General features: G+C 56.1%; 18 protein-coding genes. 9 read left to right on the plus strand and 9 right to left on the minus strand.

Going from position 1 to position 20,835, the window contains the following annotated elements; all coding sequences use genetic code 11:
- Positions 1–278: 278 nt before the first annotated feature.
- Positions 279–767 (plus strand): sigma D regulator, encoded by a 489-nt coding sequence (gene rsd / locus HZS80_RS19450; RefSeq protein ID WP_179917031.1) that lies wholly within the window; start codon positions 279–281, stop codon positions 765–767.
- A gap of 317 nt (positions 768–1,084) precedes the next feature.
- On the opposite strand, the gene HZS80_RS19455 is transcribed toward rsd, so the two are convergent.
- The 3 genes from HZS80_RS19455 to HZS80_RS19465 form a co-directional block, all read right to left on the minus strand.
- A complete protein-coding gene (locus HZS80_RS19455) occupies positions 1,085–2,134 on the minus strand; it encodes an IS110 family RNA-guided transposase (protein ID WP_179917032.1) in 1,050 nt (349 codons plus the stop codon).
- A gap of 187 nt (positions 2,135–2,321) precedes the next feature.
- Positions 2,322–5,408 carry an efflux RND transporter permease subunit gene (locus HZS80_RS19460; RefSeq protein ID WP_179917033.1) on the minus strand — a complete coding sequence of 1,029 codons (3,087 nt, stop codon included), beginning with the start codon at positions 5,406–5,408 and terminating at the stop codon, positions 2,322–2,324.
- Positions 5,392–6,513 carry an efflux RND transporter periplasmic adaptor subunit gene (locus HZS80_RS19465; protein ID WP_179917034.1) on the minus strand — a complete coding sequence of 374 codons (1,122 nt, stop codon included), beginning with the start codon at positions 6,511–6,513 and terminating at the stop codon, positions 5,392–5,394. The genes HZS80_RS19460 and HZS80_RS19465 overlap by 17 nt, the downstream gene beginning before the upstream one ends.
- A 242-nt stretch (positions 6,514–6,755) precedes the next feature.
- Between HZS80_RS19465 and HZS80_RS19470 the strand changes: the two genes are divergently transcribed.
- Complete coding sequence (locus HZS80_RS19470; protein ID WP_022519687.1) at positions 6,756–7,730, plus strand: malate dehydrogenase; 975 nt, start codon at positions 6,756–6,758, stop codon at positions 7,728–7,730.
- 282 nt (positions 7,731–8,012) lie between these two features.
- On the opposite strand, the gene hisC is transcribed toward HZS80_RS19470, so the two are convergent.
- Positions 8,013–9,074: a histidinol-phosphate transaminase gene (gene hisC / locus HZS80_RS19475; RefSeq protein ID WP_082072549.1), complete on the minus strand. Its 1,062-nt coding sequence runs from the start codon at positions 9,072–9,074 to the stop codon at positions 8,013–8,015.
- A 168-nt stretch (positions 9,075–9,242) separates the two neighbouring features.
- Here hisC and HZS80_RS19480 point away from each other — a divergent pair, with 168 nt between their 5' ends.
- The 4 genes from HZS80_RS19480 (at position 9,243) to mnmH (ending at position 13,396) form a co-directional block, all read left to right on the plus strand.
- Positions 9,243–9,689, plus strand: coding sequence for a copper resistance protein NlpE N-terminal domain-containing protein (locus HZS80_RS19480; RefSeq protein ID WP_008957637.1), 447 nt, complete (start codon positions 9,243–9,245; stop codon positions 9,687–9,689).
- A 157-nt stretch (positions 9,690–9,846) separates the two neighbouring features.
- Positions 9,847–11,217 carry a DNA repair protein RadA gene (gene radA, locus HZS80_RS19485; RefSeq protein ID WP_008957636.1) on the plus strand — a complete coding sequence of 457 codons (1,371 nt, stop codon included), beginning with the start codon at positions 9,847–9,849 and terminating at the stop codon, positions 11,215–11,217.
- Positions 11,218–11,273: 56 nt separating this feature from the next.
- Positions 11,274–12,311 carry a selenide, water dikinase SelD gene (gene selD / locus HZS80_RS19490; protein WP_035555808.1) on the plus strand — a complete coding sequence of 346 codons (1,038 nt, stop codon included), beginning with the start codon at positions 11,274–11,276 and terminating at the stop codon, positions 12,309–12,311.
- Complete coding sequence (gene mnmH / locus HZS80_RS19495) at positions 12,308–13,396, plus strand: tRNA 2-selenouridine(34) synthase MnmH (protein WP_179917035.1); 1,089 nt, start codon at positions 12,308–12,310, stop codon at positions 13,394–13,396. The genes selD and mnmH overlap by 4 nt, the downstream gene beginning before the upstream one ends.
- An 18-nt stretch (positions 13,397–13,414) precedes the next feature.
- Here mnmH and HZS80_RS19500 read toward each other — a convergent pair whose 3' ends face one another.
- Positions 13,415–14,104, minus strand: coding sequence for a type 1 glutamine amidotransferase (locus HZS80_RS19500; protein ID WP_179917036.1), 690 nt, complete (start codon positions 14,102–14,104; stop codon positions 13,415–13,417).
- Between the two features lie 123 nt (positions 14,105–14,227).
- Between HZS80_RS19500 and HZS80_RS19505 the strand changes: the two genes are divergently transcribed.
- Positions 14,228–14,830, plus strand: a complete 603-nt coding sequence (locus HZS80_RS19505; RefSeq protein WP_035555802.1) for a YjaG family protein — start codon at positions 14,228–14,230, stop codon at positions 14,828–14,830.
- A gap of 56 nt (positions 14,831–14,886) precedes the next feature.
- Here the strand turns inward: HZS80_RS19505 and hisF are convergent, their stop codons facing one another.
- The 4 genes from hisF to hisB all read right to left on the minus strand — a co-directional run bounded on the left by hisF (position 14,887) and on the right by hisB (position 17,726).
- Positions 14,887–15,660: an imidazole glycerol phosphate synthase subunit HisF gene (gene hisF, locus HZS80_RS19510; protein WP_008957631.1), complete on the minus strand. Its 774-nt coding sequence runs from the start codon at positions 15,658–15,660 to the stop codon at positions 14,887–14,889.
- Entirely contained in the window at positions 15,657–16,403 is a 747-nt protein-coding gene (hisA, locus tag HZS80_RS19515; RefSeq protein ID WP_179917037.1) for a 1-(5-phosphoribosyl)-5-[(5-phosphoribosylamino)methylideneamino]imidazole-4-carboxamide isomerase, read from the minus strand. Before hisA ends, hisF begins: the two co-directional genes overlap by 4 nt.
- A gap of 11 nt (positions 16,404–16,414) precedes the next feature.
- The gene (gene hisH / locus HZS80_RS19520; RefSeq protein ID WP_035555799.1) at positions 16,415–17,056 is read right to left on the minus strand and encodes an imidazole glycerol phosphate synthase subunit HisH; all 642 of its coding nucleotides are present in this window, start codon (positions 17,054–17,056) and stop codon (positions 16,415–16,417) included.
- 76 nt (positions 17,057–17,132) lie between these two features.
- Positions 17,133–17,726 (minus strand): imidazoleglycerol-phosphate dehydratase HisB, encoded by a 594-nt coding sequence (hisB, locus tag HZS80_RS19525; protein WP_035555798.1) that lies wholly within the window; start codon positions 17,724–17,726, stop codon positions 17,133–17,135.
- A 229-nt stretch (positions 17,727–17,955) separates the two neighbouring features.
- Here hisB and HZS80_RS19530 point away from each other — a divergent pair, with 229 nt between their 5' ends.
- Both HZS80_RS19530 and HZS80_RS19535 read left to right on the plus strand, forming a co-directional pair.
- Positions 17,956–18,438, plus strand: a complete 483-nt coding sequence (locus HZS80_RS19530) for a GNAT family N-acetyltransferase (RefSeq protein ID WP_008957627.1) — start codon at positions 17,956–17,958, stop codon at positions 18,436–18,438.
- A complete protein-coding gene (locus HZS80_RS19535) occupies positions 18,439–20,778 on the plus strand; it encodes an AsmA family protein (RefSeq protein ID WP_179917038.1) in 2,340 nt (779 codons plus the stop codon).
- Positions 20,779–20,835: the final 57 nt, after the last annotated feature.

Consider the following 20,835-nt stretch of genomic DNA (forward strand, 5'->3'; position numbering starts at 1 on the left):
AGACACTTGGTGACCGTAAAGCGGCTTTGCTCGCAATGCTGGCTGGAAGATGAGAGCATAAATATAGGTAAAACGTGGCAAGACCAGTTGTTTGAGAACGCTGGTTATCAGCCATAGAAGAAAGCGTTATGGGTAATAAACGTTTAGTACCAAGGAAACCGTACTTGCCGGGATTGACAGCGATAGTGGGAGGCGCGACTCTAAGCCTATTCATTGTCCTGAGCGGCACTGGTACTTAAAAGATTAGTAGTTAAAAGGTGAGTTAAGGAGAAAGCCCCATGCTCGAAGATTGCAAAAATGCCCTGGAGCGCTGGGGAGGCGTGCATGTTTTGATTGACCGCTGGTTAGATCAGCGTCGTCAGCTGTTAGTCAGCTTTATTGAACTGAAAGAAGCATGTGACGCTGAACTGGAAGCCGTCAGCAAAGCGCCTATTGATACGTTCAGTGAGCAATTAATGGACTATATCAGCGCTGGTCACTTTGAAATTTATCCTCAGCTGTCGGAAGAGGCGCAGGCCTTCGGCGATGAGGCCGCGCTGGTCATTGCAGAGAAGTTGCTCGAACGTTTAGAAATGTCGACTGAGATGGTCTTGGAGTTCGATACCGACTTCGGTTCAACCCTCAGCTGCGAACAAAATATTGCCCGGCTACCGGCCTGGATCGATCGCCTGGCCCGTGGCCTCACCGAACGCTTTGCATTGGAAGACCAGTTAATTGCGCGCTTACACGCTGCGCACAGCCCGCAAAGCACCAAAGCACCTGCTTAACTAATTCTTGCCATGTAATGAGGGGCTTATGCGATGAGCCTCTTCTATGTCATTGCGTATAGGGACTCCTCCCCGGTTGCAAGCTCCGATGATGAACAACATAAGCCGATGCGTGCGTATAGTCGGTCTCTTAATGGGGACGCTATCCCCTGACCCTGATGAACGTCGCGCACCTTCTCTCCTCAACGAGGCGTAGGCTTTTTCAGCCATCGCAATGAGCAGGTTTTGAGAAGGTCGGTCTGACCTGTTTTTCATCGATCGTTGCCCGGCAACAAGGTAGCCGCCTGTCGGCGCTTAGCCGCTGATGGTGCTACCGCTTAGCTCACCATCAGCGCGGAACCGTCGTTAAACTCTCTACAATAGGACTGTCCGCTGTGCAGAACCGCCCAGGCGGTTCGCACTGTCTTGTTCGCTAACGCGACAGCCGCTTTGTTCTTGCCAACGCGAGCGACCAGGGATCGTAGCCAACGACTTTTAGCATCCTGTTTGTCACCCACGGTGTTGATGACCGAGTGTGCGCCACGTATCAGGGCGGCTTTCAGCGAGATTTGCCCCGTTCGGCCAATGCCCTTGATCTTCGCGATGCCACCACTGCTGTGTTGTGTCGGCGTTAACCCCAGATAGGCTGACGCTTGGCGACCTTTCTTGAACGCGTCGCCGTTACCGAGGGCGCTATAGAGCTGGGTGGCGACCACCGGCCCCACTCCCTCAATCGCCAACAGTTGGCGACAAGGCATCACCGCACGGCTCATCTGCTCCACGCGCTTATCCAGTGACTGAATGCGCTCGTTGAGTCGATCCAGCTCCGCCATTTGCTCGGCAATCAAGTCACGCATCAGCATCGAAAGCTCGTTATCGGCATCTTCTAGGGCGAGCCAGACACGTTGCTTTAATGCCTTCTGACCACGACCGCTGATAATCCCGTACTCCTGTAATAAGCCATGAACCTGGTTGATCAACTGGGTGCGCTGATGAATGTACCTTTCCCGAATGCGGTGCAGGCTCTGAATATCCTGCTGCTCGACGCTTTTGAGCGGTACAAAGCGCATGTCTGGGCGCAAACCCGCCTCTACAATAGCGAGAGCGTCATTGGCATCTGTCTTGTGCCCCTTGCGAAAAGGCGTCACAAACTGGGGCGAAATGAGGGCAACGGTATGGCCGAGGGCCTGCAGCTGTCGCGCCCAATAATGCGATCCACCGCACGCCTCCATGAACACCCGACAGGCCGGTTGGCGGCGCATAAAATCCAAGACCTGATGCCGTTTAAGCTCTTTGTTGACCTGAACACGCGAGGAGTGTGTGTCGACAACACACACTTGAAAAACACGCTTTGCCAGATCAATACCGATTATCTTATGCTTGTTCATGACTCTTCCCCTCCGCATTGAAGTGGTTCAACTATCAATGTAGCTCTCTGAAGCTTCGAGAGGGGAGGAGTCCCTTTCATTGAGGAGCGCAGCGACGCGGCAATCTCTTTGGCTGTAGCTCAATCCCGAGATTGCTTCGCTTCACTTGCAATGACATGAGGGCTGGCAATGGCACGTTTATCCGCCATTAATGATGTCTACGCAGCTTCCCTCCAATCACCAACATACAAGGCGTAAGCAGCAGCGTGAGTGCGGTGCCGAAGGTGAGGCCGCCAGCGATGGCGCTCGACATTTGTGTCCACCACTGGGCGGAGGGCGCATTAAAGCCGAGGGCAGGGGTAAACAGATCGACATTGATTCCCAGCACCATCGGCATCAGACCTAAAACCGTGGTAATCGCCGTTAACAGCACCGGGCGCAGGCGTAAACAGCCCGCTTCCAGTGCGGCCTCGCCGGGCGTCATGCCTTCCCCGCGCAGCTCGTTGTAGGTATCGATCAACACGATATTGTTATTAACCACAATGCCCGCCAGAGCAATCACCCCCATCCCCACCATGACAATGCCAAAAGCCTGTCCGGTTATCAGCAGCCCCATCAGCACCCCCGCGGTGGAGAAGACAATTGCCGAAAGCACCAATCCCGCCTGATAGAAACTGTTGAATTGGGTCACCAGAATCAGCGCCATCAAACCGATAGCGATCATGAACGCGCTGGCCAGGAACTGCATCGACTCCTGCTGATCCTCCTGCTCGCCCGCCACATTGACCATTAAGCCATCAGGCAGGCTATCGCTACCCGCCTCTAACAGCGCCCGCAGGCGCTCATCGGCAAGATAACCGGGAGCGAGATCCGCATCGACGGTAATCGCCCGGCGGCCGTCGATACGGTTCAGGGTGCCCACTTTGGGGGCCGGTTCCAGGGTTACAAAATGCGAGATAGGCACCTGCCCCCGCTGGGTATTGATGGTCAAGCGCTCCAACTGATCCAGCGAACGCCAGTTTTGCGGCAGACGCACGCGGATATCCACCTCATCGCTGACTTCGGGCGGGCGATAGCTCGCCACTTGCAGGCCTGTAGTCAGCAGCTGCACCGCGCTACCAATGGTGGTGACATCAGTGCCCATGCGCGCCGCTGCTTCACGATCCACATTAACCCGCCACTCCACCCCCGGCACGCTACGGTTATCCTGAATGTCGGTAAAGCCACCCAGATCGCGCATTAACTGGGTAAGTTGGTTAACCCCTGCATCGGCAACGTCAGGATTCGTGGCGCTCACTTCCAGCACAATCGGTTTGCCGCCACCAGGGCCCATCTCCTGCTCCTGAAACTCCAGCGTAATACCGGGAATATCCCCTGCGCGCTCTGCCATATCGTCCAAAATAGCCTGGGCAGGACGGCGCTCATGCCAGTCGATAAACTGGAACTGCAGCATGCCGATCACGTCATTGCCCATCTGTTCGTTGGGCACCGCAAACGAGCGCGCATACAGCGCCCTCACTTCGCTCATGCCAGATAGCTGCGCTTCCACCCGCTGAACGATGGCATCGGTCTCGACGGCAGAAAAATCGCCCCGGGCGCGTACCAGCACCTGGGCGCTGTCAGGTTCCACGCTGGGGAAAAAGTCGACGCCGTGGTTGAAGCGTGCATAGCCGGTATACAGCAGCGCCATTAACAGCACCGTCACCAGCAGTACCCAGGCTGGGTGCTTGAGTAGCCTGGACAACAGGTGGCGATAACCCCGCCCAAACGACGTCGTCGCTTCTTCATGGTTGTTATCTGCATGTGTCGCGTCTGTTTGTTTGGCCTCCGATCGCGTAAACAAGCGCCCCAGCGTGGGCAAAAATATCAGTGCCATGGCCAAGGATGCTAAAAGGCACAAAATCACCGTGGCGGGCAGGTACTTCATAAACTGGCCGACCACGCCGGGCCAGAACAGCAGGGGAATAAACACCGCGAGCGTAGTGGCGGTCGAGGCGATGACTGGCCAGCTCATACGCGAAGCCGCGTTAAGCCACGCCTGATGGGGTGTTTGACCATCACGTAAATGGCGATCAGCAAGCTCACTGACCACGATCGCGCCGTCCACTAGCATGCCCGCCACCAGAATCAGCGCGAACAGCACCACGATATTGAGCGTGAAACCAAATGCCCACACCAGCAGGATGCCGGTCAAGAAGGCGCCGGGAATGGTCAGGCCTACCAACAGCGCCATGCGCCAGCCCATTACCGCGACCACCACAATCAGTACCAGTACCACGGCGGTGAGTACGTTGTTGAGCAGCTCGGAGAGCATATTTTCAACAGTGGTCGACTCATCCAGAATTGTGGTGAAGCGAAGCTGCTCAGGCAATAAATCATCGGCTTCCACCAGGCGCTCACGCACCGCGCCAATGGTGGCGATGATATTGGCCCCGGCACGTTTGGAAACTTCCAGCACCACCGCAGGCTGATCATCAATCCGAGCAAAGCCTTCCGGCTCTTTATAAGTAGGGTTGATCCAGGCCACATCGCCAAAGGTGACGACGCGATCCTCGTCCACCTTGACCGGCATATTCATGACATCCTCAAGGGACTCAATAATGCCGGGGACCTTCAATGCCAAGCGTCCCGCGCCGGTATCCAAGCTGCCTGCCGCCACCAAGCGATTATTGCGCGATACCTGGTTAAACAGCGCATCAAAATCGACCCCATAACTCTCTAACACTAGTGGATCAACGACAATCTCCAGCAGGTCTTCTCGCTCACCGGCTATGTCCACTTCCAGTACATCGGCGATGCCTTCGATCTCTTCCTGCAGGCGCCGTGCGATCGTCATGCGTTCGCGGGTATCCAGTTGCCCGGAGAGGCCGATAGTCAACACCGGAAATTCCGACACATTGACTTCCATGACCCGTGGCTCATCGGCCTCGTCAGGCAGCTCGCTGCGGGCGATATCTACGCGATCACGCACGTCGGTTAGCGCGGTATCGGGGTCAAAGCCAGGGTCGAACTCCAACGTAATCGAGCCATGGCCTTCGCTGGACTGGGCAGTAAACTTGCGCAGCCCCTCAATGCCGCGCAGTTCCTGCTCCATGGGGCGTATCAGCAGCCGCTCACCATCCTCGGGACTCACACCCTCTAGCGACAGCGAAACGTAAATCATCGGGATGGTGACGTCGGGATTGGCTTCTTTAGGGATCATCTGCCAAGCAGTGATGCCCGCCAACAGTAGGCTCACTAACAGCAGTAGTGTCGTGCGGGTGTGGTCTAGCGCCGCATTAATCAACTGGCGCATGAACGCTATCCTGTCCGGCTTGCGATTGCGAAATAATGGCGTCTTCAACCGGCACCGGTGTCACCGTTTCGCCGGCATCCACCATGCCAGCGCCTAGCGTAATGAGGCGCAGCGGGTCGGGTAGGCCGGTCACATAGGCGCGCTGTATATCGGCGCTTACCAGTTCTACGGCGGTCTGCTGCACCTGATCGTTCTCATCCAGGTGCTTGACGGCCAGTTGGCCCTCACTGTTCAAACTAAGCAGCGCAGGCGACAGAGTGTGCACCTGGCGGGGCGGCAGCGTAATCGTCAGTTCCGCGCTACCACCGGCTAGACGTTTACCCGCCGGGTTATCGAGGGTGGCTTCGATGTAAAAAGTGCGCGTGGCCTCTTCGGCACGGTGGCTGATAAAGGTCAGCTCGCCCTCCAGATGGTCGCCATTCAGCAGTCGCGCGGTGACCGGCAATCCCTCGCTCAAATCGCCTACCTGCTGCTGAGACACCCAGGCTATACCCTTCAACCGGCGATCATCCACCAACTGTGCCCACTCTTCTCCGGGTTGTAATAGGTCGCCTACCTCTACCTGCACGCGATCGATCACACCATCAAAAGGCGCAGTAGGGCGGCTGTCATCCAGTTGCTTCTGCAGTTGGGCCACCGACGCGGCGCTGGCGCTGAGGGAACTCTGTAGGCGCAAAAGCTCGGGCTGTGAAATCAACTCCCGCTGGCGCAGGTTGCGCGCCCCGGCATACTCCGCCTCGGCTACGGCTAGTTCGTCCTGGGCTTGCTTGAGTTGCTCGGGCAGGGCGTCGTTATCCAGTACCAGCAGCCTGTCGCCCGCCTCAACGCGGCTACCTTGGGCCACCGGTTTTTCGGCCACAAAGCCTGCGACGTTGGCACGCAGGGTGGTTTCGCGTTCAGCGGTCAACTGGCCTTGGATGATCTGTTGGGGAATAAACGGCGTACTCTGCTGCAGCGCAATTTCGACCCGTGGCCCCGTGTCGTTGCGGGGAGAGGCTTCCGGCGCACTGGTTTGAAAGCGCTGAAAATTACCAAAGGCGAGCCATAACACCAGCACCAGCACCAGTAAGCTAGCCAACGCATAAGAGAAGGGGATTTTCCGCATGGAGCGTCCATGTCCTTAGCAAAACAAGAAAGGAGGGCATAAAGCCGCAGATACCATAGCGCAACTCAGCCTTTTCAGCGAGCAGCAAGCCGTTGAGCGAATGGCAAGCGTGGTAAATGGGTAGTAGTCTCATGTCTGATTGAGTTTTTGCTCGACTGGGCATAACATCTTTGCGTCTTGAGTTCTGTTAAGCCACTCCTCAGGCGAGAACCATCCCTAGGCGAACCAATCAAGGAGCAATGATGAAAGATCCAGTACGTATTGCGATTACCGGCGGCGCCGGTCAGATCAGCTATTCTCTTATTTTCCGCATCGCCGCTGGCGACATGTTGGGGCCGGATCAGCCTGTCATTCTCCAGCTTCTGGAAATTCCCCAGGCAATGGACGCCCTGAACGGCGTGGTAATGGAAGTCAATGACTGTGCCTTCCCGCTAGTACAAGACATCGTTGCTACCGACGATCCGAATGTCGCGTTCAAAGACGCCGACTTCGCCCTGCTGGTTGGCGCACGTCCGCGTGGTCCGGGCATGGAGCGTAAAGACCTGCTGGAAGCCAACGCCGCGATCTTCTCCGTACAAGGTAAAGCGCTGAACGACCACGCTAGCCGTGACGTGAAAGTGCTGGTTGTGGGTAACCCGGCTAACACCAACGCGCTGATCGCTTCCTGCAACGCGCCGGATCTGGACGCTGGTCAGTTCACCGCCATGACGCGCCTGGACCACAACCGCGCCCTAACCCAGCTGGCACAGAAAACCGGCAAGCACGTCACTGACGTTGAAAACATGATCATCTGGGGCAACCATAGTGCCACCCAGTATCCGGATCTGGCCCAGTGCAAAGTCGACGGCAAAGCAGCGTTCGATCTGGTTGAGCGTGACTGGTACGAAAACGATTTCATCCCCACCGTGCAGCAGCGCGGCGCGGCGATCATCAAAGCACGTGGCGCTTCCTCTGCCGCTTCTGCTGCCTCTTCCGCCATCGACCATATGCACGACTGGGCGCTGGGCTCCAAAGGTATCGTCAGCATGGCGATTCCCTCTGACGGCAGCTACGGCATCGACGAAGGCATCATCTACTCCTACCCAGTGCGTTGCCAGGGTGGCAAGTATGAAATTGTTCAAGGCTTCGAAATTGACGAGTTCAGCCAAGAGAAGATGAAAGCCACCGAGAAAGAACTGCGCGAAGAGCGTGCAGCCGTCGAGCACCTGCTCGGCTAAACGCACCCGCTGACGCTGTAATATAAGCGGCAATCAACGCAACCCGCCCCTGCAAGCATAGCTTGCAGGGGCGGGTTGTTGGGCGGAAGAAAAGCAGCCGACAAAAAATGGCGCTCAAGTCTTACAACAAAGTAAATTATCAGGTCAGAGCAACCTTTGGCGGGGACACTACAAACCCGGTTATGGTCGCTATATTCGCCATCGGATCGCCATATGGATGCGGAATAGCATGGAGCCTTTTTCGGCCATGGCGAATGACCCCTGCTACGGGTTGGTTCTGCGCTAGTCCAAGATTGTTTCTAGTGCTTCAATCAAGCTATCCATCTCATCATCGGTGCCGATGGTGATGCGTAGGAAGTTGTTGAGGTCTGATGTATTAAAATGGCGCACCAGGATACCCCGCTCACGTAGGTCCATAAATAGCTGAGCACCTGCATAATCAGGGTGTTGGGCAAGCACGAAGTTAGCCTTCGAGGGCAATACCTCAAAGCCTAGCGCTTCAAGACGCTGATGGGTACGCTCACGCGTGGTAATGACATGCTCGCGGCAGGCTTCGAAATGCTCGACATCTTTCAGAGCGGCGATGCCTACTAAGCTTGCTAAGCTATCCACTGGGTAAGAGTTGAAAGAGTCTTTTACCCGCAGTAAGCCATCAATCAATTCCTCAGAACCCACCGCATAACCCAGCCGCAAGCCTGCCAAACTGCGGGACTTAGAAAACGTACCGGTGACAAGCAGGTTAGGGTAGCGATCAATCAGCGTTACAGCACTCTCTGCACCGAAATCGACATACGCCTCGTCCACCAGCACTACGCGATCTGTGACGCGCTTAAGCAGTGCCTCTATCGTCGCGAGCGAGTGAGCGTGTCCGGTAGGGGCGTTTGGATTAGCGAAAATAACGCCGCTGCGGTTAGTCGCCGCCGCAAGCGCATCAATATCGACTTCCCACTGCTTATTGAGCGGATGCTTACGCAGCTCAACGCCATAAAGATTGGCGTAAACAGGGTAAAAGCTATAGGTAATGGCAGGCAAGTCAAGCGGCGCCTGATGGCAAAAGAAGGCCTGAAATGCGAACGCCAACACTTCATCGGAACCGTTTCCGACAAACACTTGGCTGCTGGCTACCTTAAATGTCTCCGCCAGCGCTTCACGCAGTGCTTTAGAGGTAGGGTCAGGGTAGAGGCGCAGATGGTCTGTTGCATAATCGCGCAGTGCCTTACCGACGCCTGGAGCAGGTGGGTAAGGGTTTTCATTGGTATTGAGTTTAACAAGCTTCTCGCGTGGCTGCTCACCGGGCACGTAAGGCGTAAGTTCGCGAACGGCCGGACTCCAGTATTGGCTCATGAGGGTAACCTGATTATCCTAGCAAGGTATGCCATGGTCGCTTGAAGGCCAACTCAGCGCAAGCATTCGCATCGCGCTAGGGGTGTGCGTTGCACCTTGAAGCGGTTATGCTGTCACAAGTGCGCGTAAATGAATGTGATGTCCAACACGAGATGAAGGAGACACTCTATGCAACTTAAGAGTTTGCTAGCCGGTTCGGCTATGTTGGCACTATTAGCTGGCTGTGCAAGCGGTCCGATGGAACAGCAGCAAGAGGAAGCAGCGACCGCACAGGCTAATTACCAGGGCTCGCTACCTTGCCGCAACTGCGATGGTATCGATCTGGATGTCACGATGATGGGTGAAGAGATGAGCGCGATGGAAGAGCGCACTTTCACACTTAACGCTACCTACCGGAACCATCCCCAAACCCCTCCCGATGAAAATTATGCGGGTAACTGGGAAGTGCTGACCGGAACGCCGTCTGACCCAGACGCCACCGTTTACGAACTGACGCCAGATGGCGATGGCCAAATCTATTACTTCATGCGTATTGATGAGAGCACGCTGGAATTGATTGACCCAGAACGTCGTCGTTTTGAAAACGGTGAAATGCTGCAGCTAAAGCGCCAATAACGCGCTAGTCAGCAGTATCAAAGGCGGCCACTGGCCGCCTTTTGTGTTTGTCGAGGCAAGGCCTGACGCGAGTGGCAATGGTCAGTGGCTTTTAATGCAGGTGGCAACGTAGTGAATGTTGTCAAATAGCGACAGCAACAGTAGGAGTGTAATGGCAGTGGCCAAAGCTAAAAGCGCCTTTGTATGCACTGAGTGCGGCGCTGAATATCGCAAATGGCAAGGGCAGTGTAGTAGTTGCCAAGAGTGGAACACTCTAAGCGAGGTGCGTTTAGAGAGTGCGCGCCCTGGTGGCGGAGCAGCCTCTGGGCGCTCAGGCTACACAGGTGATCTCTCGCGAGAAGTGATTGATCTTGGCAATGTTGATCTCAGCGAGGTTCCTCGCATGAGTTCCACGTTCGCTGAGTTTGACCGCGTGTTAGGCGGCGGGCTGGTACCCGGCTCGGCGGTTCTGTTGGGCGGGAATCCTGGTGCAGGTAAATCAACGCTGCTACTACAAACGGCCTGTAAGCTAGCCCAGCAGCGCCGTATTCTCTATGTGACGGGGGAGGAGTCGCTCTCTCAGGTAGCCATGCGTGCCCACCGCCTGCAACTGCCCACCAACGGTTTGAAAATGCTGGCCGAGACCAGTGTGGAAACTATTCTGGCGGTATCTGAGCGTGAAAAGCCGGAAATCCTAGTGATCGACTCGATCCAAACCATGCATCTGGAAGACATTAGCTCAGCGCCTGGTGGCGTTGCTCAGGTGCGCGAGTCAGCCGCCGCGTTAACGCGCTTTGCCAAGAAGACCAATACCGTTCTGCTATTAGTGGGGCACGTGACCAAAGACGGTTCGCTGGCGGGTCCTAAAGTCCTTGAGCATATGATTGATGCGTCGCTGTTATTAGAAGGCGGCGCAGACTCACGCTTTCGCACCCTGCGGGGTCAGAAAAACCGCTTTGGTGCCGTTAACGAGCTAGGCGTCTTCGCGATGCTTGAGCAGGGTCTTAAAGAAGTCAAAAACCCCAGCGCGATTTTTCTCTCCCGCCAAGAAGTGCAAGCGCCCGGTAGCCTGGTGATGGTGGTTTGGGAAGGTACGCGGCCAATTCTGGTCGAGGTGCAGGCACTGGTAGATGAGTCTGCGCTTGGCAATCCCCGCCGGGTAGCTGTTGGCGTTGATCAAAATCGCCTGGCCATGCTGTTGGCAGTGCTCAACCGCCACGGTGGCCTGTTTACCGGTGACCAAGACGTATTTCTGAACGTTGTCGGTGGTGTCAAAGTGCTTGAAACCAGCGCCGATTTGGCAGTGCTGCTGGCAGTCGTATCTAGCCTGCAAAACCGCGCGTTGCCCAAAGAGTTAGTGGTATTCGGTGAAGTTGGGCTTTCTGGCGAAATACGCCCAGTGCCTAGTGGCCAAGAGCGTATTGCCGAGGCGGCCAAACACGGTTTTCTGCGTGCCATCGTGCCGCGGGCCAATGCACCCAAGCAGGCGCCAAAAGGCATGGAAGTGATCGCCGTGGATAAGCTCAGCGATGCGCTGGAAGCACTGTAGCATGTGCCATACTGCGTTAAACTGATGATATCCCCTAAGTGCCAAGGAGAGACACGATGAGTTCGATTCGCTTGACCCAATATAGCCACGGCGCCGGCTGCGGCTGCAAAATTGCCCCGGACGTGCTGGATGGGATTCTAGCCAAAGCGGGGCCAACTGCGGGCCATAAGCAGCTTATTGTCGGCAATCAAGGACGCGAAGATGCTGCCGTGTATGATCTGGGCGATGGCCGCGGCATGATCGCCACCACGGATTTCTTCATGCCGATTGTTGATGATCCCTTTGATTTTGGGCGTATCGCGGCGACCAATGCGATCAGCGATGTTTACGCCATGGGCGGCACGCCGGTAATGGCGTTAGGCATTCTAGGCTGGCCGTTGGATAAGCTTAGCGCTGAAGTGGCTGGTGATGTGATGGCCGGCGCGCAGGCGGTGTGCCGGGAATTAGGTGTTGCCCTGGCCGGTGGCCACTCTATTGATGCCCCAGAGCCCATTTTCGGGTTGGCCGTTAACGGCTTGGTCGATCTAGACAAGCTCAAGCTTAATAGCACCGCCAAACCTGGTGATCTGCTGTTCTTAACCAAGCCGCTGGGTATCGGTATGTTAACCACCGCCGAAAAGCGTGGCTTGCTGGAAATGGGCCACCATGGCCTTGCCCGCGAAACCATGCTCAAGCCTAATAGCATTGGCATAAAGCTTGCCGATGTGAAAGGGGTGAACGCCATGACTGATGTGACCGGTTTTGGCTTGGCCGGCCACCTTGCCGAAATGTGCCAGGCCAGTAATGTGATGGCCCAGATTGATTTCCGTAAGCTGCCGCGCTTAGCCGAGGCAGAGTCCTACCGTCGCCAAGGCGCAGTGCCTGGCGGCACATTGCGCAATCGTGATGCGCTGGGGGAGAGCTTGCCCGCCATGGATGAAGCCCACTGGCAGTGGCTGTGTGATCCACAAACCTCTGGCGGACTGCTCATTAGTGTCGATCCTGCCTGGGAAGATGACGTTGAGCGCATTGGCCGCGAATTCGGTCTGTCATTACACTCATTCGGGGTAATGAAAGCGCGCCAAGGTAAAGCCTCTATTGAGGTGGTCGGGTGACGCTAGCCACCCGACCAGCGGTATTAAGCCTAATCAAAGAAGAGCGGCCGCTAATAGATGTGCGCGCCCCGGTCGAGTTTGCCCAGGGCGCACTGCCTGGCGCCGTCAATCTGCCGTTAATGATTGACGCTGAGCGTCATCAGGTAGGTATCGCCTATAAACAGCGGGGCCAAGCCGCGGCGATTGCGTTAGGCGAACGCTTAGTCAGCGGTGAGGTCAAGCAAGCTCGAATTGCAGCGTGGCAGGCGTATTTAGCCGAGCGTCCAGATGCATTGATTTACTGCTTTCGCGGTGGGCTGCGCTCACAAATTGCTCAGCAGTGGTTAGAAGATGCCGGCATCTCAAGACCACGCTTGGAGGGTGGTTGGAAAGCCATGCGCCAAGCGCTATGTGAGCGTATTGAGACGGCCGCGCTGCAGCCGATACTGGTGGTCGCAGGGCTGACTGGGTGTGCAAAAACGACGTTGATTAATCAGCTCGATAAAGGCGTTGATCTCGAAGTCTTCGCGCACCATAAAGGCTCTGCTTTCGGGCGCAGGCCGGAAGAGCCTGCCACACAAATCAATTTTGAGCATGCGCTGGCCAAACGATTAATCAGCTTAACTGAAAGGCTGGTTATCGAAGATGAGTCCCGCCAGATTGGCAGTGCCAATATTCCCTTGAGCTTCTGGCGAGCATTGCAGCAAGCGCCCCGTGTGCGTATCGAAATGCCGCTGGATTGGCGCCTTGCTCAAATTCAGCAGGATTACATTATCGATTTAGAGCAGGCCTATGCCGCTCGCTATGGCGCCTATCAGGGCTGGCAGTTGATGCAGGCGCAGTTAAGTAATGCGCTGATCCGTCTGGGCAAGCGTTTGGGTAATGCACGGCTGCAGCGTTTGCAGCGGCTTCAGGCACTGGCGTTTAACGAGCATGCCCACGGTAATCCTCAGGCCCATGAAGCGTGGCTCGCGCCACTGCTTACCGAGTACTACGACCCGCTCTACCGCTATCATTTAGACAAGCAGCGCGAGAGCACACCACCAGAAATCCATGTCGGTGATTGGGAGAGCTGCCTGGCGGTTGCCAGGCAGTGGAACCGATAATGGCTGCACGGGGTGCTGTTAGTTCGTTTTTAACCACTGGGTCATCACGCGGTCAAGCAGCGGTGCTAGATGAATAAAGCGATTGGCATCCTCAAGGATTTGCGCATCGTCCTGAACATAGCGGGCGGCGGTAGGTGAGGCGCTGGGCCGCTCGGCCTCGCTCAACAGGTGGTTAACGCTGGCAGGCGTGGCTTCCAAATGGCATAGCAGGCTGATGACGCGGCCGCTATCCCAGGTAAACCCCTGCAGCGGTGCGGCTTCACTGCCCCCCAGGGCAAAGGCATCATCGGGCAAGCTGAAGACATAACGATGCCACATAAAGGCGCAAAACGACTCGGGCAAATCCAGTGAGCTTTCCGGTGCCAGGGTGACCGTATGCCACCCGGTTTCAGCGTAAGTGCCGGGAGCTACCACTGCGCCGAGCGCTTGTGCTATCCAGTGAGCGCCAATGCCAATCCCCAATAACGGTTTTTGACCATCCAAGTAGCGGTTGATCAGTTTATCTTCTGCTTTAAACCACGCTGGTGATTGGCTGAGTAGCGTTTCAGGCCCATCAAGTGCAATCAGTGCATCAGATTCGTTTGGGCGGGGCGTTAACTCGCCAGCATAGAGATGAAAAACGGTGTAACTATGGCCCATACTGGTAAGCCAGTCGGTTAAACGGGCGGGGCCATGGTCAGGGCCGTGCTGTAGCAGATGAATATGCATGGTAATCTCCTCGCCGGCCGTACAATCATCAAAGCGTTAGGGGATCGCCCCAAGCGTAGAGAGACGATAACGTACCCGCCACATTTCACCAATATCCCACGTAAAGCGATCCAGGAAATCAGTATGGTGCCGAAACCTCAGGGCTTTTATTTACGGCTGCAAGAACTCCCACTACCGGCCCAGCAAGCCTTTATGGCGGCGCTGTGTGAGCGTTTGCTGCCTAACTATGTGCTGTATGAGCAAACCACAGGCCACGGCGATAGCCATACGCTGCGTACCGTGCTGAGTTTGGTGTGGGAACGGCTTAATGTGCCCAATGCCAGTATCGACTTTGCTCGCCAAGCGGAGAAGCTCGCCGAATGTGAGCCTTCCGAAGAGGATGACAGCTTTGGCGCTCGGCGTGCGCTGGATGCAGTGGTATCGGTCTCGGCGCTGCTGGACACCCTACAAGGCGACTCCCCAGAGGCCGTGCTGGATGTTAGCCGCACATCCCGAGCGGGCGTGCGTGCCTTTATAGAGCTCACTGAAGGTGAGGTTGACGCACAAAAACTGGCGCTGATTATTCGCGACCATCCGCTGATGGCCGACGAGAACGACTTTCAGGATGCCGTATTGGAAATGGTCAGCGAACCGCTGGATAAAGCGGCACTAAAAGAGGTGCGTGAATTAGGGCGCAACGGTGGGGTCAGTAATCTTGGCTTATCGCTTGAAGATACCGGGGCTTAAAGCCCCGGCAGGCTTACGTCTTAAAGGCTATGTTCTCAAAGACATGCTCTTAAAAACTAAAGCCGCATTTCGATACCGCGTTCGGCCATGTAGCGCTTTGCTTCAGGGATGGTGTATTCGCCAAAGTGGAAAATACTGGCGGCCAGCACCGCGTCGGCACCGCCTTTCAGTACGCCATCCACCAGGTGATCCAGGTTGCCTACACCGCCAGAGGCAATCACTGGCACGCTCACCGCTTCAGAAATCGCGTGAGTCACGCCCAGGTCAAAGCCAATCTTGGTGCCGTCGCGATCCATGCTGGTGAGCAGTAGTTCGCCCGCTCCGAACTCCACCATCTTCTTCGCCCACTCAACGGCGTCAAGGCCTGTGGGGCGGCGGCCACCGTGGGTGAATATCTCCCAGCGGGGTGTTTCGCCCTCTTTCGAGACGCGCTTGGCATCGATCGCCACCACAATGCACTGGCTACCGAAACGCTCGGCAGCTTCGCGCACAAACTCAGGGTTGGTGACCGCGGCGGTGTTGATCGAGACTTTGTCCGCCCCGGCGTTCAGCATGGTGCGAATATCGTCACAGCTACGAATCCCGCCGCCCACAGTCAGCGGAATAAACACTTCGCCAGCAATGCGTTCAACCATTTCCACCGTTGTGTCGCGGTCTTCGTGGCTGGCGGTAATGTCAAGAAAGGTGATCTCGTCGGCGCCCTGCTGGTTATAACGCTGGGCAATTTCCACCGGATCACCGGCATCGCGGATACCGACGAAATTGACGCCTTTGACTACGCGCCCGGCATCGACGTCCAGGCAGGGAATAATGCGTTTGGTGAGGCTCATGAACCGCCTCCCGTTAGCTGGTCGCTCAATCGCTGTGCTTCGGCGACATCCAGGCTGCCTTCGTAAATTGCCCGGCCGGTAATCGCACCCAAAATGCCGCTATCGGCAACTTCGCAGAGTGCTTTGATGTCGTCCAGGTTGGTCACACCGCCGGAAGCAATCACCGGTAAGCCGCCTTCACGGGCAAGTGCTGCGGTGGCTTCGACGTTGACGCCTTGCATCATGCCGTCGCGAGCAATGTCGGTGTAGACGATGCTGGAGACACCATCGTTAGCGAAGCGCTTGGCCAGCTCAGTCGCCTTGATCGTTGATACTTCAGCCCAGCCGTCGGTGGCGACATAGCCATCTTTGGCATCAAGCCCAACAATCACATGGCCTGGAAAGGCGCGACACATTTCGCCAACGAAGTCGGGCTCTTTTACTGCCTTGGTACCGATGATCACGTAGGCGACACCGGCACTTAAATAGTGCTCGATGGTTTCCGCACTGCGAATGCCACCACCAATTTGAATCGGCAGGTTCGGGTAGGCACGGGCGATAGCGGTAACTGCGTCACCGTTCACCGGCTTGCCTTCAAAAGCACCGTTCAAATCGACTAAATGAAGGCGGCGGGCGCCAGCCTCTACCCATCGTGCGGCCATGGCTACTGGGTCATCACCGTAGGAGGTCGCATCTTCCATGCGACCCTGCTTCAACCGGACACACTGGCCGTCTTTGAGATCAATAGCGGGAATTACCAACATACAAAATCCTCTCAGGGCGTCCAGGTGACAAAGTTTTCAAGCAGGCGAAGGCCCGCGCGAGAACTTTTTTCCGGGTGAAACTGCACCGCGAAGGTCGAATCTCGACCAATCGCGACATGGGCGTTTACCTTGCCGTATTGGGTCGTACCAAACACCTGGGCATCGTCATCCGCATTTACGTAGTAGCTGTGCACGAAGTAGAAGTGCTCACGGTTATCAATACCTGCCCACAGAGGGTGGTCGTGATGCTGCTCGACAACATTCCAGCCCATGTGCGGTACTTTCAAACGCTGCTCGTGGGCGTCGCGCATATCACCAGGGAAACGGTCCACGCTGCCTTTAAAAAAGCCCAGGCACTCAACGCCGCCATTCTCTTCACTGCGCTCCAGCAACATCTGCTGACCCACGCAGATACCCAGCAGCGGTTTGGCCTGACGGGTGAGAATATCCTCCACCAGCCCGCGTAACTCGGTGCGCTCAAGCTCGCCAACGCAGTCACGAATAGCTCCCTGGCCAGGTAGCACCAAGCGCGTCGCGCCAAGAATACGTCGCGGGTCGCGGGTGATGACTACATTCTCATGCGTCACATGCTCCAGCGCCTTGGCCACGGAATGCAGGTTGCCCATTCCATAGTCGATCACAGCAATGGTCATGAAGCGCTCCTTGTGGAGGTAGAGGGATAGTAGCTAGCGGCATCGCTTGTCACATAGCTCGTCACATAGCGCAGCATTACAAGCTCCCTTTGGTGGAGGGCATTTGGCCTGCCATGCGGGGGTCTTCCGCCACGGCCATACGTAGCGCTCGGCCGAAGGCTTTAAAAATCGTTTCTGCCTGGTGGTGAGCATTAAAGCCTTTGAGGTTGTCGATATGCAGCGACACGCGAGCGTGATTGACGAAGCCTTGGAAAAACTCCCAGAACAGCTGGGTGTCCAAGCTACCGATGGTATCTCGGGTGAACTCAACATTCATGTAAAGCCCCGGCCGGCCGGAAAAGTCGATCACCACCCGAGAGAGTGCTTCATCAAGGGGTACATAGGCGTGACCATAGCGGTAAATGCCGCGCTTATCGCCAATGGCTTCAAAAAAAGCCTGGCCTAGCGTAATACCCAGGTCTTCTACGGTATGGTGGTCGTCAATATGCAGGTCGCCAGTGGCATTGATGTCGAGATCGATCATCCCATGGCGGGCAACTTGATCAAGCATATGATCCAAAAACGGAACGCCGGTTTGGCAGCTAAGACGGCCTTCGCCGTCGAGATTGACGCTGACGTTGATCTGGGTTTCGTTGGTGTCACGGCTAACCGTGGCAATACGCGCTGACATGTTGCATCTCCTGCGCTAAGGCGCACTCTGAGGGATTACCCTGAGGAACGATCCTGTGAAATGGCCGGTGGCTTTGTATCAACTTACCACTGTGGATCAGGGCATAACCTGTGGCGAAGCAACCATTATAGTGAATTGGCGCCCTCATCCGCTACAATGCGCGAAATGTAGCTGCAATCAATTGCAGCAGAAATAGCAGCCAGGCTGCTTTGGCGAAGAGGATTTCACCATGCCGGTGACACTGCACCACGTCGACCAGGCCCGTTGGGAAGCCGATGAGCAAGTGCGCCTTGACCTAATGCGCATTTATGAGGATGCGCCCCAAGAGCGCATGCCCACCCCAACGGTTGAGCCATTTATTGAACAACATTTTAAAGGTCAGCATTTTTTTGCCTGTGCCCATTTCAATGATCGGCTGCTGGGGGCTGTCGCCGTGCAAGAAGGCGAAGACCGGGCGTGGTGGTTGTCTGAGCTCTGTGTGCGTAAAACTACGCGCCGCCGTGGCGTCGGTTCGCGCTTAATGGCGCTGCTTGGCGAGCAAGCCAAACAGGAAGGCCGTGTATTGCGGATAGAAACCTCCACCTTACCATTGGCTGACCGCGTGCTGCTTTCCAAATTAGGCTACCGGCCTATGACCAATCCAGAAACGCCAGTGCCGGGAATGCCCGCCACCAGCGATTTTGTTGAGTTAGACCCACAAGGGAAAGGGTAAATGAAACAGCTATTACGTATTTTGCTGGCAGCGGTCGGTATTATTGCCATCGTTGCGGTCGCCGCCGTGGTGTATGTCACCACTTTCCTGGACCCCGAAGATTTCAAACCTCGTTTAACGGCTGTCGTGGAAGAGCAAACCGGGCTCAATCTTGCGCTGGAAGGTCCCATTGCGTGGTCATTCTATCCTCGTATCGGTGTGAGTGTAGAACAGGCCCGTGCCTGGTTGCCCGAGCAAGCTGAAGAAAGTGCCGCCTTCGCCGCCATTGATCGTGCCGAAGTCAGCGTAGCATTCGGTCCGCTACTGCGTGGAGAAATTGCTGTAGACGGCCTCACGCTGGACGGTATGCGCCTTAATTTAGAGCGCGACGCTCAAGGCGAAGGCAACTGGGAACCCTTGCTGGAGCGACTCTCCGAGCATAACGACGGCACCGCTGAAACGGTGTTGGCGCCCGCCAGTGCAGGGCCTAATGCTGATGCGGGAAGTCTGGCAGTGGTGTTGAGCATCGCCAGCGTCGAAGTGAAGAATGCCGATATTCGTTTCCGCGATGCACAAACCGAAGCGCTGTGGCGAATGCAGCAACTCAATATTTCAGGCAGTAACGTCAACCCGGTGCGCGCCTTCCCGCTCAAGGCAATGTTTACGCTGACCAAGCATAACCGGCTGGATGCCGAAGTGCTGGAGCGCACCCCTGACCTGAGCAGCGAGATCAATCTCGAAACCCGCGTGCGGCTTGGCTTGGCAGACGAGCTTTTCGTGCTGGAAAATATGGCGCTAACCACGCGAACGACGCAAGGTGCAGGGAGCGAACCACAACAGCTCAGCTTAAAAGCGGCTGAATTGGTCGCCCGCATGGGGGAGCAACAGCTTTCGATCACAGAAGGGGTGCTTGAAGCAGGCCTGCGCAACGCGGATAACTGGCAAGGTAGCCTGGCGCTGGCACTTGCCTTTGGTCTGGAGAGTGATTGGCAAGCACAAACGGCGCAGTTAAAAAACCTGCAGCTCACCGGGCCGGATGGCCTAAAAGTTAGTGGCCACCTCAATGTTGAGCAACTGCGCGATGCCCCACGCTATCGCGGTCAGTTAACCGCGGCCCCGTTTACGCTGCGCCCCTGGCTGACTCGTGCTGGCATTACGCTCACCACAGCGGGCGAGGCCGCACTTAGCGATGTGGCCATGACCAGCCCTATTGAAGGGGATGCTGAACAACTCTCTTTGTCTAGCCTCTCGTTGGTGGTCGATGATAGCACCTTTACTGGCGAGCTGACCGCCGCGTTGGATGGCTCGCGCCTAGCGTTTGATTTAGCCGGTGATCAATTGGATCTGGATCGCTATCTACCCGGTGCCGCTACCGCCGAGCAGGCTAGCCGTAGCCTGCTGCGTAAAGCCTTTGCTCAGGTTTCCAGCACATTAGTGCCGCAATCGCTTCTTACTCGGCTGTCACTTGAGGGTGATTTAAGCGTCGATAACCTCATCTTGGCAGGATTAACGTTCAATAACCCTAGCTTACAACTGCGTGGTGACGACGGTCTTCACCGGCTAACGGCATTTGAGTCGGGCTTCTACGAAGGCGAGCTCAGCGCTACCGGTCAAGTCGATGCCACGGGCTCTATTCTGGAATGGGCGCTTTCGCCAACCATTAACAGCGTTCAGGTGGCACCGTTGATTGAAGCCATCAGCGAAGGAGAGGAGCCGTCACCACTGCGCGGTCGCTTTAATTTATCTGGCGGCCTTACGAGTCAAGGCAATAGCCGCGAAGCGCTCATCAGCAACCTTAATGGGGACCTGACGGCTCGTCTGAACGATGGGGCTATTTTAAATACCAACATTTCCCAGCAAATGTGTGAACTGGTAGCCCAGTTAGGAGGCGAGGGCACGCTGCGCGAATGGCACACCGATACCCGCTTTGAGCGTTTCGATGCCACCTTCCAAATCAGCAATGGTTTAGTCGAGAGCGACGATCTACTGATCACTCTGCCCGGCATTGATGTTCAGGGGGAGGGCGAACTCAATCTTACCAGTATGAATTTTAACACCCAGGCGAATGCCCGCTTAGTAGACACCGCCGACGCGGCTTGTGAGGTGAATCCCCGCTTGGAGCAACTGCCGCTGCCCGTTCGTTGTGAAGGACATTTAGGCGGTGAGCGCACTGAGTGGTGCCGCTTTGACCGTGAAACATTCCAGGTGGCGGTAGTCGACCTGCTGCGCAACGAAGCTGGCGAGCGCGTCAATGAAGAGCTGGAGGAGCGTTTAGGCGATACATTGGACCAGTTGGATGAGCGTTTAGGCGAAGGCGCTGGGAAGGAGCTGCGTGACGGGCTGCGCGGCCTGTTTAACTGAGCATTCTCACCCCAAGCAAACTGAACCGATAAGTGCTGCGCCGGCCTAACCGCCGGC

Origin of the sequence: Vreelandella glaciei, assembly GCF_013415125.1 — a bacterium.
Lineage (GTDB): Bacteria > Pseudomonadota > Gammaproteobacteria > Pseudomonadales > Halomonadaceae > Vreelandella > Vreelandella glaciei.

Coding starts and splice junctions, on each gene's coding strand:
- rsd (WP_179917031.1), top strand. CDS start 279: ATGCTCGAAGATTGCAAAAATGCCCTGGAGCGCTGGGGAGGCGTGCAT.
- HZS80_RS19455 (WP_179917032.1), bottom strand. CDS start 2,134: ATGAACAAGCATAAGATAATCGGTATTGATCTGGCAAAGCGTGTTTTT.
- HZS80_RS19460 (WP_179917033.1), bottom strand. CDS start 5,408: ATGCGCCAGTTGATTAATGCGGCGCTAGACCACACCCGCACGACACTA.
- HZS80_RS19465 (WP_179917034.1), bottom strand. CDS start 6,513: ATGCGGAAAATCCCCTTCTCTTATGCGTTGGCTAGCTTACTGGTGCTG.
- HZS80_RS19470 (WP_022519687.1), top strand. CDS start 6,756: ATGAAAGATCCAGTACGTATTGCGATTACCGGCGGCGCCGGTCAGATC.
- hisC (WP_082072549.1), bottom strand. CDS start 9,074: ATGAGCCAATACTGGAGTCCGGCCGTTCGCGAACTTACGCCTTACGTG.
- HZS80_RS19480 (WP_008957637.1), top strand. CDS start 9,243: ATGCAACTTAAGAGTTTGCTAGCCGGTTCGGCTATGTTGGCACTATTA.
- selD (WP_035555808.1), top strand. CDS start 11,274: ATGAGTTCGATTCGCTTGACCCAATATAGCCACGGCGCCGGCTGCGGC.
- HZS80_RS19500 (WP_179917036.1), bottom strand. CDS start 14,104: ATGCATATTCATCTGCTACAGCACGGCCCTGACCATGGCCCCGCCCGT.
- HZS80_RS19505 (WP_035555802.1), top strand. CDS start 14,228: ATGGTGCCGAAACCTCAGGGCTTTTATTTACGGCTGCAAGAACTCCCA.
- hisF (WP_008957631.1), bottom strand. CDS start 15,660: ATGAGCCTCACCAAACGCATTATTCCCTGCCTGGACGTCGATGCCGGG.
- hisA (WP_179917037.1), bottom strand. CDS start 16,403: ATGTTGGTAATTCCCGCTATTGATCTCAAAGACGGCCAGTGTGTCCGG.
- hisH (WP_035555799.1), bottom strand. CDS start 17,056: ATGACCATTGCTGTGATCGACTATGGAATGGGCAACCTGCATTCCGTG.
- hisB (WP_035555798.1), bottom strand. CDS start 17,726: ATGTCAGCGCGTATTGCCACGGTTAGCCGTGACACCAACGAAACCCAG.
- HZS80_RS19530 (WP_008957627.1), top strand. CDS start 17,956: ATGCCGGTGACACTGCACCACGTCGACCAGGCCCGTTGGGAAGCCGAT.
- HZS80_RS19535 (WP_179917038.1), top strand. CDS start 18,439: ATGAAACAGCTATTACGTATTTTGCTGGCAGCGGTCGGTATTATTGCC.